This window comes from Burkholderia sp. APQ4-4ca (genome assembly GCF_057837105.1).
Genome location: NZ_JBYQCG010000223.1, coordinates 1 through 14,279, shown reverse-complemented (window position 1 = coordinate 14,279; position 14,279 = coordinate 1). Strand labels below are relative to the sequence as shown.

General features: G+C 66.1%; 14 protein-coding genes. 6 read left to right on the top strand and 8 right to left on the bottom strand.

The features are described from left to right. Positions 1-6: 6 nt before the first annotated feature. The 5 genes from AC3IFE_RS24950 to AC3IFE_RS24930 all read left to right on the top strand — a co-directional run bounded on the left by AC3IFE_RS24950 (position 7) and on the right by AC3IFE_RS24930 (position 5,968). A complete protein-coding gene (locus tag AC3IFE_RS24950; protein ID WP_489192662.1) occupies positions 7-1,860 on the top strand; it encodes an alpha/beta hydrolase in 1,854 nt (617 codons plus the stop codon). A gap of 159 nt (positions 1,861-2,019) precedes the next feature. Next, positions 2,020-3,045: a PLP-dependent cysteine synthase family protein gene (locus tag AC3IFE_RS24945; protein WP_301740218.1), complete on the top strand. Its 1,026-nt coding sequence runs from the start codon at positions 2,020-2,022 to the stop codon at positions 3,043-3,045. 13 nt (positions 3,046-3,058) lie between these two features. Then, a complete protein-coding gene (locus AC3IFE_RS24940) occupies positions 3,059-3,724 on the top strand; it encodes a GNAT family N-acetyltransferase (RefSeq protein WP_089470965.1) in 666 nt (221 codons plus the stop codon). Next, on the top strand, positions 3,721-4,683 hold the full coding sequence (locus tag AC3IFE_RS24935; RefSeq protein ID WP_089470964.1) for an amidohydrolase family protein: 963 nt from the start codon (positions 3,721-3,723) through the stop codon (positions 4,681-4,683). Before AC3IFE_RS24940 ends, AC3IFE_RS24935 begins: the two co-directional genes overlap by 4 nt. A 13-nt stretch (positions 4,684-4,696) precedes the next feature. After that, positions 4,697-5,968, top strand: a complete 1,272-nt coding sequence (locus AC3IFE_RS24930; RefSeq protein ID WP_489192659.1) for a cytochrome-c peroxidase — start codon at positions 4,697-4,699, stop codon at positions 5,966-5,968. A gap of 19 nt (positions 5,969-5,987) precedes the next feature. Here AC3IFE_RS24930 and AC3IFE_RS24925 read toward each other — a convergent pair whose 3' ends face one another. The 7 genes from AC3IFE_RS24925 to AC3IFE_RS24895 all read right to left on the bottom strand — a co-directional run bounded on the left by AC3IFE_RS24925 (position 5,988) and on the right by AC3IFE_RS24895 (position 12,376). Then, entirely contained in the window at positions 5,988-6,380 is a 393-nt protein-coding gene (locus AC3IFE_RS24925; RefSeq protein WP_089470962.1) for a RidA family protein, read from the bottom strand. A gap of 36 nt (positions 6,381-6,416) precedes the next feature. After that, complete coding sequence (locus tag AC3IFE_RS24920; protein WP_489192657.1) at positions 6,417-7,688, bottom strand: hypothetical protein; 1,272 nt, start codon at positions 7,686-7,688, stop codon at positions 6,417-6,419. Continuing rightward, entirely contained in the window at positions 7,685-8,467 is a 783-nt protein-coding gene (locus tag AC3IFE_RS24915; RefSeq protein ID WP_489192655.1) for an outer membrane lipoprotein-sorting protein, read from the bottom strand. Before AC3IFE_RS24915 ends, AC3IFE_RS24920 begins: the two co-directional genes overlap by 4 nt. 112 nt (positions 8,468-8,579) lie before the next feature. Continuing rightward, on the bottom strand, positions 8,580-9,722 hold the full coding sequence (locus AC3IFE_RS24910; RefSeq protein ID WP_489192653.1) for a DJ-1/PfpI family protein: 1,143 nt from the start codon (positions 9,720-9,722) through the stop codon (positions 8,580-8,582). A 59-nt stretch (positions 9,723-9,781) separates the two neighbouring features. Further along, complete coding sequence (locus tag AC3IFE_RS24905) at positions 9,782-10,216, bottom strand: FixH family protein (protein WP_489192651.1); 435 nt, start codon at positions 10,214-10,216, stop codon at positions 9,782-9,784. A 61-nt stretch (positions 10,217-10,277) separates the two neighbouring features. Continuing rightward, positions 10,278-11,669, bottom strand: coding sequence for an ABC transporter permease (locus AC3IFE_RS24900; RefSeq protein WP_089470958.1), 1,392 nt, complete (start codon positions 11,667-11,669; stop codon positions 10,278-10,280). Next, entirely contained in the window at positions 11,666-12,376 is a 711-nt protein-coding gene (locus tag AC3IFE_RS24895; protein ID WP_089470957.1) for an ABC transporter ATP-binding protein, read from the bottom strand. The genes AC3IFE_RS24900 and AC3IFE_RS24895 overlap by 4 nt, the downstream gene beginning before the upstream one ends. Positions 12,377-12,451: 75 nt before the next feature. Between AC3IFE_RS24895 and AC3IFE_RS24890 the strand changes: the two genes are divergently transcribed. Continuing rightward, positions 12,452-13,432, top strand: coding sequence for a thioesterase II family protein (locus tag AC3IFE_RS24890; protein WP_489192648.1), 981 nt, complete (start codon positions 12,452-12,454; stop codon positions 13,430-13,432). Positions 13,433-13,482: 50 nt separating this feature from the next. Here AC3IFE_RS24890 and AC3IFE_RS24885 read toward each other — a convergent pair. Next, positions 13,483-14,279 (bottom strand): DUF3400 domain-containing protein (locus AC3IFE_RS24885; RefSeq protein WP_489192646.1); only part of this gene is annotated, 797 nt, incomplete at its 5' end.

Sequence of the window (14,279 nt, the reverse complement as noted above, 5' to 3'; positions counted from 1 at the left end):
ATGACGATGAACGATCATCCGCTCGACGCATGCAGGATGTCGTCGGCCGGCGGCGACCGTGTCTTCCTGCTGGATGCCGGCGACCTCGACGCGCTGCGCGCGGCGGCCGAGGCCGGCGACACGACTACGGCACTCGGCGCGTACCCGCGCATCGCCCGGCTTCGCGACGCATTGAACGCGCCCGATTCCGGGCGGCTCGCCATCGTCGTCGACGATCCCGAGATGCGTCGCACACGCGAATTCGCGTCCTTGCCCCGCCTCCTGTCGGCCACGCTCGACGTTGCGTCCGCATCCGTTGCGAACGCATGCATCGTCGTGCTCGGCGACGCGCTCGCGGACGGCACGGCGGCCATCGGCGAAGCCGGGACGCGCTGGCCGGCGTCGCTCGACACGCTCGCCGACGCGGTCGCCGAAACCGTGTTCGAGGTGCGCCGCCGCGCCGACACGTACTTCGAGCAGGAACCGCTGGCGTTGCCCGCCGAAACGGCCGGCACAGCTTGCCTGCTGACGGCCGAAGCGGTGCTGGCCTGGCTTGCGACGGAAGCGTCGCCCGGCCTGCACGTCGTGCACGGCGACCGGCGTATTGCGTGGCGCGAACTCGCTGAAAGCGTCGCGCAAGCGGTGCCCATTCCGACGCGAAGCGATGCCGACCAGGCCGGCGCCGATGCCATCCTCGCGCTGCTCGAAACGAATCTGAAGCATGCCGAGCACATGCTGGGATACGCGGATCACACGCCCGTGCCGCCGGCCGACATCCGTTCTCACCGGCTGCGCTGCGACGGCTTCGACTGGCGAGCCCGGATCGCGTCACGCGTCGCCGCTCACGCGGCCCGGCACGAACGGCGCGACGCGCCCCGGTTTGTCGACCTGCCGTCCGCGCGCCGGATCACGACCGGCAGCGGGCATGGGTATCTCACTGCCGGGCGCGGCCCGCGGGCCATGTTGCTCATCAACGCATTCGGCATCCCGCACGACGTGTGGCACGACTTCGCGGCCGGATTGGCGCCGGATTTCTCCCTCTACCTGGCGGACGACGCAAGCGATACGCCAGCCGATGGAGAACTGACCCGCGCCTACTATTCGAGCCCCGATGCGCCGGACCGCTACGCGCGCAGCGTGGCTGAATTGCTCGACGTCGAGGGCATCGACGTGATTCACGTCGCGAGCTGGTGCGGAGGCGCCCGATACGCGCTGGCGCTGGCCCGCGCACTGCCCGGCCGCATCGCGTCGATGAGCCTGATCGCTCCGTCGTTTGCCGGCGCGCAGGACTACGACGGCGCCGACAGCGCGTACGAAAACAATCTCAACACGATGTGCTCGCTCGTCGCGCGCATGCCGAAGGCCGCGAACAGCATGGCCAAATCGATGATCGGGTTGCTGGAGAAGCGGGCACGAAGCGACGCACGCGAGGGCGGCCACGCATCGATGTTCGCGCTACCCGATTCGGCGACCCGCCACTGGCTGCACGCACCGTTCGTGTCGCCGGCGAACATGATCGAATACAGCCGGCAATTGCTGAATTTCCGCGCCCATCGGATCGAAGCCGAACGCGACGGATCGATCGCCGGCATCCCCGCGCTGCTCGTGACCGGCGAATACGACGAAATGACCTGCGCGATACGTGCGCGAGCCATTACGTCGGCCCAGCTTCGCCCGATCCAGGTCGAGCTCCAGGCCGGCAGTCATCACATGATTCACCAAAATGCGGCGCTGCTCGCGCAACTCGTCGGCACCTTCGTCGGCGCTCGGGCGCTGACACCCGACGCACTGCCGCATCCGAGGCTGCGTGTCCTCCGGGCGGCCGACCGTGGCGAGATGGAAACGGAGATGGAGATGGAGATGGAGTCGGGCGAACTGTGACGCACGCGCGTTCCGATGCCCGTTCGGACAGTTACAGGCCCCGGGCATCGATCACTAAAGTCGCACTGTGAAGCAAGCCGGATCACACGCGGCCGGTCGCGTCGTACAACTCGCAAACGACGCACAAGCCAACGCCAACCCGCTGGTCGGAGATGTCGAATGTACGCAAACAGCCTTGTCGAACTGATCGGCGATACGCCGCTGCTGTATCTGAAAAGCCTGTCGAATGAACACAGGCGAATCCGCGTGTATGGAAAGCTCGAGTGCTACAACCCCGGCAACAGCGTGAAGGACCGGAGCGCGCTGCAGTTGCTCCGCCAGGCCGAGCGCGACCATGGCCTCAAGCCGGGCTGGTCGATCGTCGAATCGACGTCGGGCAACATGGGGCACGCACTCGCGATGCTGTGCGCCACGCGCGGCTATCGCTTCATTTGCGTGCTCGATCCGAAGACACCGAAGACGAATGCGAATCTCGTGCGCGCATTCGGTGGAGAGGTCGAGATGGTCGAACACCCCGACGAGACGGGCAGCTATCAGCGCAAGCGCATTGCGGTCGCGAAAGCGATTGCCGCGAGCGTGCCGAATTGCGTGAACCTCGATCAATACAACAATCCGGCCGCGATCGACGCCCACTATTACTCCACCGGGCCCGAAATCGTCGCCCAGCTCGCCGATCGGCTCGACGCCGTGATCGTGTCCGCCAGCACCGGCAGCCACCTGAGCGGCATCGCACGCTACGTGAAGGAGCGCGACCCGGCCACCCGCGTGATCGGTGTCGAGCCCGACGGCTCGGTCGTGTTCGGCGGCACCTACCGGCCGCATCTGCAGAACGGCGCGGGGCTCAGTTTTCAGCCCGGCAACATCCTGATTCACCTCGTCGACGAAACGATGCGCATCGTCGATCGCGATGCATTCGTCGGCTGCCGCCGCCTCGCGCTCGACGAAGGGTTGCTGCTCGGCGGTTCGTCCGGCGCCATCGCGCAGGCCGCACGCCGCTACGTCGCCACCTTGCAAGGCCCGGCCAACATCGTGCTCGTGCTGCCCGACAGCGGCACCAAGTATCTCGACACGATCTACGACGATCAGTGGCTGGTCGATCATGGCCTCCAGGCCGTGCTCGACGACCTGTGCACCATCGCGCCCCCGCCACGCGCCGAAAGCGCCGTGGCCCTCGAAACCACGTGATCCAGGGACACTCATGAACGACTCCATCCGTACCTTGCTTGCCGACGGCGCGCAGTATCCGATCGTGTTGCCGAAGGCCAACGTCACGCACGTCACCTATCGCTGGACGAACGCCGTCGACGATACGTTGGGCGCGCAGATCGTCGAACTGATGCGGCGCACGAGCGAAAGCGCGCCGATCATCGGCTTCGCCGAAACGATCACGGACGCGGAAGCGAACCGCTATCTCGAGGAACTGCGCTCGAATCTCGCCGCGGAAAAGGTGCGCCTGCTGACGATCTTCGCGAACACCGGGCAATTGATCGGCCTGTGCACGTTGCGCCGCAACCTGAACCCGAACAATCGCCATATCACCGATCTCGCGAAAGGCATGATCCACGACGCCTGTCGCGGCGGTGGCGTGCTGCCCGCCGCGTTCGTCGAGATTGCGCTGCAATGCGATCGGGACAATGTCGAACTGTTGACGCTCGACGTGCGGGACGGCACGCCCGCTCACCGTGTATGGGAACACTACGGTTTTCAGACGTGGGGCACGTTGCCGGACTACGCCCGCGCGAACGGGAAGATGCATGCCGGCCACTTCATGATGCAGCGCGTGGCGGACCTCAAGGAACGTGCGCTCGGCATGCTCTCGGGTCGCGACGCCGAACGCACCGCCCCCGCCAAAGCATCGGTATGAGCCACGCCATCTACGACGGGCCGATCATCGACTCGCACTGCCACATCGCGTCGACGCGCTTCATCCCCACCGCGTTCCTCGAGGGATTCTGCGCCAACGTTCATGTCCGGCTCGTCGCCAACGGCGTACGGAAATCGCGATCGGAACTGCTCGATACCTATCTCGCGCAAAGCCAGGACCACTTCGGCGATGCACTCGTGGCCGACATGACGTCGGCCGGGATCGAGCAGGCCGTGGTGTTGCTGCCCGATTTCACGTACGTGATGAAAAGCGATCTCACGATCGCCGAGATGTATGCCGAGCATCATGCGATTCTGCAGCGTCACGGCGAGCGCTTTCACGTTTTCGGCGGCATGGATCCGCGTTGGGGCGCGGACGGTGTCGCGTTGTTCGAGAAAGGCGTGGTCGAGTACGGCTTTTCCGGATTGAAACTCTATCCGCCGTGCGGTTACAGCCCGAGCGACAAGCGCCTGTACCCGCTGTACGAAATCTGTCGCGCCCACCGGTTGCCGGTTCTTCTGCACGTGGGGCCGACCAGCCCGGCGCTCGAGTTTGCGTACTCGCATCCGGATCTGCTCGACCGTGCGGCGTTCGATTTTCCCGACGTGAACTTCATCCTCGCGCACGGCGCCGTCCATCACGTCGACGCTTGCGCGCGACAGTGCGCGTATCGACCCAACGTGTATCTCGACGTCAGCGCATTTCTCGGCTCGCAGCACCCGCGGGGGTGGCCGGTCGCCCTCGCGGAGTTGTTCCGCATGAACATCAATCACAAGATTCTGTTCGGCACCGACTGGCCGGTCTTTCGCAATTCGGGCGGCCACCGCAAGGTCATGGAGCAGTTCCTCGCCGCCGATGGCCCGCTCGCGGCCGTCGCGCCGGTGCAACGCAAGTGGTTGATGTCGGGCAATACGCGCGCGCTGCTGCCGGCATCGCGCACGATCGATGCGATCGCGTGAGTCCGGCCGTCGCGTGCGACGGCCGTCCCGCACGCACTACGGGCTCACGGCCGCGTCGATGATCGGCGCGCTGCTCGTCTGGACCGCATGGCCGGGGCATCGGGCCGACGCGATGGCGGAAACCGCCGACGCGCCGGACCACTGGCGCGCCGACGAACGCGCACAGCTCGAATCGATGCGCCTGCCCGCGAACGTCGTCGCCAAAGTCGACCCGTCGAATCGCATGGCCGCATCCCCACGGGCGGCCCAGCTCGGCAAGCGATTGTTCTCGGATCCTCGGTTCAGCCGAAACGGCGCGATCGCCTGCGCAAGCTGTCACACCCCCGATCGCCAGTTCGAAGACGGGCGACCGCTGGCGATCGGCCTGGGCATCGGCGCGCGTCGCACGATGCCCGTCGTCGGCACGACCGATGCGCCGTGGCTGTTCTGGGACGGCCGCAAGGATAGCGTGTGGTCGCAGGCGATCGGGCCGATCGAGGATCACAACGAACACGGCGGTACCCGGCTGCGCGCCGCCCATGTGCTTGCCGAGCACTACCGCGACGCTTACGAGCCGCTGTTCGGACCGTTGCCCGACCTGCGCGCGCTGCCCCGTGACGGGGGCCCGCTCGGCACGGACGCGGAGAAAGCTGCCTGGCAAGGGCTCCACGAACGCACCCGCACCGACGTGTCGCGCGTGTTCGCGAATCTCGGCAAGGCGATCGCGGCGTACGAAGCGACGCTTCAATATGGGCCTTCACGCTTCGATACCTATGTCGACGGCGTCCGGACCGGCGATCCGGTCAAGCTCGCCGCGCTGACGCCGACCGAAAAGGCGGGCCTTCGCCTGTTCGTGAACAAAGGCCAATGCATGACCTGCCACACCGGGCCCATGCTGAGCGACCGGCAGTTCCACAACATCGGCGTACCGCCGCGTAGCGGAACGGCTGCCGATCCCGGTCGCGCGGCGGCGGTCGCCAAGGTGTTGCACGACGAATTCAACTGCATGGGGCCGTTCAGCGACGCGAAGCCCGAGCAGTGCGAGGAACTGCAGTTCATCTCGACCGACGATCCCCAAATGCTCGGCGCGTTCAAGACGCCGAGCCTGCGCAACGTCGCGCTGCGGCCGCCGTACATGCACGCGGGTCAATTCGCGTCGCTGGACGCCGTGATGCGCCACTACGCGGACACGCCCGCGGCCGCGATCGGGCATAGCGAACTGAAAAGGATCGCGTTGTCGGACGAGGAGCAACGGCAACTCGTCGCGCTGCTCGGCGCGCTTTCCGGCCCCATCGTCGAGCGCTGATCGTCCCCGCCGTCGTGCGTCAGCGCGACGCGTCGCGAACGGCGACGCCCATCACCTTGACCTGGCCGCCGAACGGCAACGCAGCGGCCTGATAGACGGTTCGCGCAGGCCGGCGATCCTCAGGAAACAGATCGGCATACACGTCGTTCACCTCCGCGAGCGCACCGATGTCGGAGAACGCGATGTCGACGAACACGAGATCCCGCGGGCTGAATCCCGCCGCCTCGATCGCACGGAACAGGTTCGCGAACGCGCGACGCGCTTCTTCGGCCGGCGTGCCGGGCACATAGCGGCCGTCGACGTCCAGCGAAAGCTGGCCGCTGAGATAGCAGGTATCGTTCGCGACCACCGCATGGCTGATCGGCGACGGCCACTGCGGCAATTCATGGCCCGACGTTACATAGTGTTTCATGCAGTTCTTCTCCTTGGAGCAGGTGGCGCTGCCACTTCACAAATAGTGCTTGACGAGCAACTGGAAGAGATTCGACTGTGGCAGCGCGCCGTATTCGGTCGACGACGCGCCCGCATTGATCTGCCATTGCAGCGCGACATCGGTTCTGGCGAAGCGATAACGCGCCTCGAGCCAGGTGAGCCGGCTGCGATCGGCGAGATTCAACCGGACGAAACCGGAGAGATCCAGACGCGGGATCCACGCGTCCTGCCACCTGACCATCGCGAAGAGCCCGTCGCGGGTCGTGGGATCCTGCTGGGCGGCCGCGAGCGTTCGATACGCGGCGTAACCGGCCGGCGGGCCATTGCGCAGCGCCTGCCAACCGGCACGATCGAGCGCGGCGCCGTCCCGGTCATACTCCAGCGTGACGGACAGATTGCGCGACGTCGTGCACGTTGCGCCGGTGGCGAGTTTCCAGCGGAACGCGACATCGCTGTACGGCTGCCCCAGCGCACGTGCCAGCGTCGACGGCCCTCGCCCGCCCGACCACTCCACGTATCCGACGCACGCATTGTTGACGAGATGGACCAGGTTGACGCCGAATTGCGGCGAACTGCCGGGCTTGCCGTCATCGTAGATCACGATTTGCGGCGACAGATCCGAGACGACGCGCTGGCTGAACTGAAGCATCCAGCGCGTGCGCTGGTTCGTCGCGCCGAAGTCGGGCGAGAACGATGCGTCGGTCGCGCGATCCGCGAGCCGCGGCGCGACGAGCGCGCTGACGGAGCCGTCGGCCCACAATTGCTGGCCGCGCAGCATCACCGTACCGAGCCGGTTCTCGCGCAGGCTCGCGGGATCCACCGAGGTCACGGAACGGACGGCGTTGTCGCGGAAAAAGTCGGTGGGGTTGTAGCCGGTCGCCACGCCGAGCCGCACATTGACGCGGCCGGCCTGCAGCAGCGTGCTGCCGCCGCCAACGCGGCCGTCCACATACAGTTCCTTCAGCGTGTTGATCGCGCCCGAATCGCCATCGAAGCGCCACGGACCGTTCAGGTCGAGTCGGTCGGCAAGACTGATGCCCCAGCCGTTCGAGAATGCATGACGCGCGGTCAGGTCGAGCGACAGCCGCGTGGCCGTCCGCGTGCCGCCCGTGCGCAAGGTGGCGAAACGCAGGCCCGGTTCAAGACTGAACTGGTACTTGCCGTCGTCGACCTTCTGCACCGGCGTCGCGTCGGCCAGCGCCAGCCCGGCCTCTTCCGCGTCGTTGGCATGGCATACGCTCGCCATGCCGGCCAACGCGATACAGGCGATGCCGATGCGCGTCATCATTCAGGCTGGAAACGCGCCATGAAATCGGACTGGAACCACGCATCCGGAATCTCCCGAGCCACGTAGTCCGCATATCGCATCACGGTCACGAGATTCGGATTGAGCCCGTCGATGATCACGATCTCGGTGGGCCGAAACGCACCGAGCTGCTGTTGAAAGCGTCGATAGAACGCCGTCTTGAGAAGCTTGCCGCTCTCGCTGAAGAAACGTGCCTTCACGGGTCGCGCGTCCGTCGTGTCGATCCACATCTCGATCGAGTGATACGTCATGTCGGATACGCTCTGGACCAGCTTCAACCGGTAGGCGCGGCGCGTCTGGCGCTCGCCGTCCTGCACGTCCTCCTCCGCCTCGACCTGGGCGCGATATCCCTGGGCGAAATTGACGGTGACCACGTCGCCGTTCGACGCCTGCCCGAGCAACCGTTGCTGCGGCGAAATACGGATGGTCGCCTTGCTCGCCGGATCGAAAAACCACAGATCGTTGCCGCTCTTGAGCATCAGCTTGTTCGCATCGCGCGCCGGCGCGGCGAATCGAATCAGGCTGCGAAACTGACCGCTCGCCGGGTTGATCCGCGAATAGGCGGTCAGTGCGTTCGAATCCGTTTGCTTGCCGTCGGTGTACTGCGTCAGCGTGACATTCAGCGTGAACGGTTCGCTCGGGTTGCGAACGGCATCGCTCGCGGCGAGGATGCGTTGCGGATCGGGCGCGGCGTGTGCGGTACAGCAGGCGAGTGCGAGGATCGCGGCGGCGCCCAGGCGCGCCATCGAATGCGTCTGCATCGGAATCTCCGGGGCAAATACGGAATGACAGGGACGAGTTCGGCTCCCACCCGAAAACGGGTGGAGAACCGACAGGCTTGGGGAGGAACGGGTTGACGCTGCGGTGTGCAGCTCAGTAGCCCGGATACTGCATCTGCAGTGCGACCCATGCGGCCGTGCGCTTGCCGAACTCGGACGAGATCGCGTTCAGCGATGCATCGAGCGCATGCAACGGGTAGCGCGTGATCGGCGCGGACAGCATCCGCGTCGGCGCGTCGACGCCGGCCACGCGATCGGGAACGATCGTCAGCCCACGCCGGGTGCGCACGGGTTCGCGGTTCGCGGCCACCGTGTAGGCGGTCGAGCGGAACGTCGTGGAATAGGCGTCGGCCTCGAGCACGAGCGCGATTTCGTCGACACCCGGCGCGATCGGGATACCGAAATCCTCATGCGACCAGAACGACACGTAGTTGGTCGCGATCGTCGCCATCGCCGGCAAACCGAGGTTGAAGCGGTCGCTCGCGATCTCGGACGACCATGCAGGCCGTCCGAGCCGCTCGCCGACCTGCAGCGCGCGTTCGCGCCCGGCGAGCGCCTCGACGAGCGCAAGCGATACCGGGATCGTCGCGGTGACGCCGGTCGTCGTGACGACCTTGCCGTCGGCAACGTAACGCTTGCCGTCGACCCAGCGCGTATCGGCAAACTTCTTGCGCAGATCGTTCATCGAATACCAGTGCCCCGTTGCACGGCGGCCTTCCAGGAGCCCCGCACGGGCGACCACCCAGACGCCATCGCACACGCCGATGATCGTCGCGCCCTTCTTCGCCTGCTCGGCCACCCATGCCAGCAGCGCCGGATCGCTGTCGCGATGCACGGCCGGCACGATCACGTAGTCCGCGCCTTCGGGCACGCGCTGATCGAACTGGGCGGTGGTTTCGTCCGGAATGACGTTCATCGGCGCCGGGAACATCCGGATGGGGCCGGGCTTCGTCGCGAGCGCGACGAGATCCGCCGCGCCCGATTCGGCCACGATGCCATAGGGAACGACGTAATCGGTCAGCTCGGTATAGTAGTTTTCGCCGACGACGGCGACGATCGGGCGCGTGCGCCCGAAGCGCGGCTGATAGGCGGGCAGCCGGTCCGCGCGTGCCGCCGCGGGCACGGCGGCGGCCGGCGCCGACGCTTCGCTCGCCGGCCCGGCATGGGCAAGGTTCGCGATACCCGATGCAAACGGCGCGAGCAGCAACATCATCCAGTACAGCATGACTTTTCGCATTGAAGCCTCTCCGTGTAGGGAACTCATCCAGTAATCAGGCATGGCGCCCGTGTCGACCGTCACGACGCCACCGCCGGCGGCAACACGACGTTGAACGTCACGTCGTCGTCGCGCTGCGCGTGCCGGACCTTCAGCGTGATCGTCCACCAGCCGGGCATGCTGAACTTCATCCCTTGCAGCCGATACGTTCCGTTTGCGTCGCCGTCGACCACGCGAGGGCGCGTCGGCAGGCCGTGCCCGTGCTGAGGCATCCCGCCGCTGACTTCGATGCGTGCACCGCGCACGGGCTCGCCGGATGCACGGCTCACGGTAACGGTCCACGCATGGATTCGGTTCAGCGGCGGCGGAGCCGTCGGCGGTTCGAGCGTCACGACGTACGCACCCGACGCCGTCGCTCGCGTCAACGACAGATTCAGACCCGCGGGAACCGGCTGCTCGGCCGGCGCGCCACATGCGCCGAGCATGGCGATGCCGCTCCCGGCGAAGGCTAACATGACAATCCGCCGACGAATCGATTTCATCGACATTTCATCGACGCCCGATCCGATCGTTCGATCACGCATAGCGGAGCGCATCGACGATCTCCATCCGCGACGCGCGGCGCGCGGGCAGCAACGCGGAAAGCATCGCCACCACGAGCAGGCCGATCGCGGTACCGACGATCAGGTCGTTCTCGCCCCACACACGAATGATCAGCGGCACCGGCGAGCGGCCCGGCGGCGTCCACGTCAGCCCGCTGACGTTGATGACGCCGGCGAGCAACGCCGCGCTGGCGACGCCGAGCACCGCGCCGATCACGCCGAGCAGCAACCCTTCGCACAGGAACAGGCGACGGACGCCCGCGCGGCGCAATCCCATCGCGCGCAGCGTGCCGATTTCGACCGTGCGCTCGAACACCGCCGTGCTCATGGTGTTGCCGACGGTGAACAGCACGATCGCGGCGATCAGGAGCGCGACAAAACCGAACAGCGTCGCGAACATCGCAAGCGCCTGACCATAGAACGGGTTCAGCACCGTGTAATCGACGACTTCCGTGTCCGTACCAGCGAATTTCGTTTTCAGCAGCGTCTCGATCCGGGCCTTCGCGGCCGGCAAATCCGACGTATGGCGCAACTGGACGACGATCGCCGTCGCCTTCGGCTGCTCGGTGCCGTAGACAAGTCGTTGCGCTTGCGCGAGATGCAGGCCGACGTACATGTCGTCGTATTCCTTGATGCCCTGTCGCTCCGCCTTCACGACCTGCAGTTCCGCCACGTTCGGCGCACCGCGCGCGGTCGCCGCGAGCAGTTCGATCCGCCGGTCGCCCGCCGCGGCAGCCGGCGCCGCGCGCGTCCCCTCGGCAAGGGCCGCGATGTCGCCCGGAAGCGGCGAGGCGGGCGTGGTGTCCGTGGGCTTCCTGGGCGGGTTGCAGTCGGGCACCTTGAGCGGCCCGCACAGTTCGAGCACCCGCGCGAGGCCCGTCCCGATCACGGCTGCGTCGCCGGTCGTTCCGGTCAGCGCCATCGGCGGGATCGTCACGGGGAAGTGATAGTCGTTCCAGGCGCGCATCCGGTTCTGGTCGTCGACGCGCACGCCGAGCGCGAGCGCGGTACGCGACAACCCCGCGTCGAAATTGCCCGCGATACCCTGCAACTGCAGCGTGGGCGTCGCGACGAGCACCATCTTCGCCAGTTCCGGATCGGCCTTCACCGCGTCGATGATCGCCGCGTAGTTGTCGATCCCGTACGCGGAAGGATTCCCGCTGCCGAACTCGTAGAACCCCTTGCGTTCGATCTGCAGGTGGCCGCCGTATTTCACGTAATCGGTTTGCAGACCATACGTGATGTTGCGCGTATAGCCGCCGAACAGCAGCACCGCGTGCGCGCCGACGATCATCGCGAGCAGGGTCGTGATCGAGCGGCGACGATTGCGCAGCAGATTGCGGAGCGCGAGCGAAAAAGTCTTCATGCGAACGCCTCCTGGTCGGCGGAGCGTGTCACGTCGGACACGATCCCGTCGGCAATGTGGACGACGTCGTCGCCTGCCGCGATGACCTGCGGATCGTGCGACGAAATCACGAACGACACGCGCCGCTCCCGTTGCAATCGCCGCATCAGCGCGATGATCTGCTGGCCGGTCTTGCTGTCCAGATTGGCGGTCGGCTCGTCCGCCAGCACGAGGTTCGGCGACGCGACGAGCGCGCGTGCGATCGCGACGCGTTGCCGCTGACCGCCCGACATCTGCCCCGGACGATGCTGCGCCTTGTCCGCGAGGCCGACCGCATCGAGCATGTCGCGCACCCGCAGCGCACGTTCGGATTCCGTCAATCGCGTGCCCGCGAGAAGCAGCGGATATTCGACGTTTTCGTGCGCCGTGAGCACCGGCAGCAGGTTGAAGTTCTGGAAGACGAAGCCGAGCCGTCGCGCACGAAAATCGGACAGCGCGTCGTCCGACAAACGACCGACCTCTTCGCCCGCCACGACGATGCGGCCGCGGTCGGGCCGGTCCACGCATCCGACGAGATTCAGCAACGTCGACTTCCCGCTGCCGGAAGCACCGGCGATGACGGTCAGTTTTCCGTCGCGAATGTCGAGCGTGACGTCGCGCAGCGCGGTCACGTTGACGGAACCCATCAGATACGACTTTTCAACGGCTTCGAGTATTACAGCGTTCATGGTCTCGATATACGAAGTTGGCAGGCCGCGACAGCACGGTGCAAGACGATCGCGCAGCGCAGAATACCAACTTGCATGCAGGGAAAAACCTGTTCGTTGGGGCAGCATCCGGGCGCGAACCCGATGCCGGGATCACATGTCGCGTCCCGCATTCGAGAACAATCACGGCCGGGAGGGATCGTCAACCTGTACCGTCGGACGGCACACGTCGCCGGCCCTTGCGATTACGCTGCACCGTCATCGGCGCGCCGCCCCGGACCGGATCGCGGCCGCGACGCGTCACGACTTCCGTTCTCAATCGGCATGCCAGTCAAGATAACGCCCTGGTTCATCCTGCATCGCCCGCAACCCGCGGCCACGCACCGGCTGTTCTGCTTCCCGTATGCCGGTGCCGGTTCGCTGCTCTATCGGCGCTGGGCGCTCGATCTGCCCGACTGGATCGAAGTCGTGGCGGTCGAACTACCGGGACGCCAGACGCGCTTCTCGGAAGCGCCCCCCACGTCGCTGGATGCGATGACGGATGCGTTGGCCACCGCCGCGAACGGGCTGCTCGACAAGCCGTTCGGCACCTTCGGATACAGCTTCGGCAGTGTCGTCGGGATCGAATGGCTGAAGGAACTCGATCGGCGACGGCTTCGCGGGCCCATTCACGCATTCTGCGCGGCGCACCGCGCCCCGCATGTTGCGCCTCGTCCGTTAGCGCTTCATCGATTGCCGGAACCGGACCTCATCGATTGGCTGAAGACGATGGGCGGCACACCGGATGCGTTGCTGTCGGAGCCGGACTGGCTTCGGCATTTCCTGCGCGCGCTGCGGGCCGATCTGGCGCTGGCCGGAGGCTATTGCACCGACACGCCTTTCGCGTTGCGGTGCGGGCTGACCGTATTTGGCGGGCTGCACGATCCGCATGTCGATATCGACGCGTTGCGCGAATGGCGCCGCTACAGCGACGGGCCGTTTGCGCTTCATCGGTTCGACGGCGATCATTTCTTCATCCATGCCAGGGAGCGCGAGCTCCAGGATCACGTTGTCGCGATGCTGGCCGCACACGCATAGTCTCGATACAGCGAACCGGTCGCGCCCGCGTTGTTCGCGAGGTCGTTTCCTCACAACATCACGCGCTCGATCCCGCCATGGTTCGCTCGTGCGACATAATCGGCCATCCAGTTCTCGCCGAGCACCTGGCGCGCGATTTCGACCACGATGTAGTCGGCCTCCAGGTTCGCGTCCTCGTTGTAGCGCGACAGCCCCTGCAGGCACGACGGGCAGCTCGTCAGGATCTTCACGTCCGGGCCGTTCGTGCCCGCATCGGCCGGCGCCGGCGCGTCGCCCGCCACCACCGGAATCGCGCGCAGCTTCGCCGCGCCCTTGCGGATCTCCTCTTCCTTGCGGAAGCGCACCTGCGTCGACACGTCCGGACGCGTCACCGCCAGCGTGCCCGACTCGCCGCAGCAGCGATCGTTCTTCTCGATCCTGTAGCCGTCCTTCTGCGCACCCATCAGCTCGTTGACCAGCTTCACCGGGTCGATCGTCTTGATCGGCGTGTGGCACGGGTCGTGATACATGTAGCGCGTGCCCGTCACCCCGTCGAGCTTCATCCCCTTCTCGAGCAGGAACTCGTGGATGTCGATGATCCGGCACCCCGGGAAGATCTTGTCGAATTCGTAGCCCGCGAGCTGGTCGTAGCACGTGCCGCACGACACCACCACCGTCTTGATGTCCAGATAGTTCAGCGTGTTCGCCACCCGGTGGAACAGCACGCGGTTGTCCGTGACGATCTTCTCGGCCTTGTCGTACTGGCCCGAGCCGCGCTGCGGATAGCCGCAGCACAGGTAGCCCGGCGGCAGCACCGTCTGCACGCCCGCCTCCCACAGCATCGCCTGCGTCGCCAGCCCCACCTGCG

Coding starts and splice junctions, on each gene's coding strand:
- AC3IFE_RS24950 (WP_489192662.1), top strand. CDS start 7: ATGAACGATCATCCGCTCGACGCATGCAGGATGTCGTCGGCCGGCGGC.
- AC3IFE_RS24945 (WP_301740218.1), top strand. CDS start 2,020: ATGTACGCAAACAGCCTTGTCGAACTGATCGGCGATACGCCGCTGCTG.
- AC3IFE_RS24940 (WP_089470965.1), top strand. CDS start 3,059: ATGAACGACTCCATCCGTACCTTGCTTGCCGACGGCGCGCAGTATCCG.
- AC3IFE_RS24935 (WP_089470964.1), top strand. CDS start 3,721: ATGAGCCACGCCATCTACGACGGGCCGATCATCGACTCGCACTGCCAC.
- AC3IFE_RS24925 (WP_089470962.1), bottom strand. CDS start 6,380: ATGAAACACTATGTAACGTCGGGCCATGAATTGCCGCAGTGGCCGTCG.
- AC3IFE_RS24920 (WP_489192657.1), bottom strand. CDS start 7,688: ATGATGACGCGCATCGGCATCGCCTGTATCGCGTTGGCCGGCATGGCG.
- AC3IFE_RS24915 (WP_489192655.1), bottom strand. CDS start 8,467: ATGCAGACGCATTCGATGGCGCGCCTGGGCGCCGCCGCGATCCTCGCA.
- AC3IFE_RS24910 (WP_489192653.1), bottom strand. CDS start 9,722: ATGCGAAAAGTCATGCTGTACTGGATGATGTTGCTGCTCGCGCCGTTT.
- AC3IFE_RS24905 (WP_489192651.1), bottom strand. CDS start 10,216: ATGTTAGCCTTCGCCGGGAGCGGCATCGCCATGCTCGGCGCATGTGGC.
- AC3IFE_RS24900 (WP_089470958.1), bottom strand. CDS start 11,669: ATGAAGACTTTTTCGCTCGCGCTCCGCAATCTGCTGCGCAATCGTCGC.
- AC3IFE_RS24895 (WP_089470957.1), bottom strand. CDS start 12,376: ATGAACGCTGTAATACTCGAAGCCGTTGAAAAGTCGTATCTGATGGGT.
- AC3IFE_RS24890 (WP_489192648.1), top strand. CDS start 12,452: ATGCAGGGAAAAACCTGTTCGTTGGGGCAGCATCCGGGCGCGAACCCG.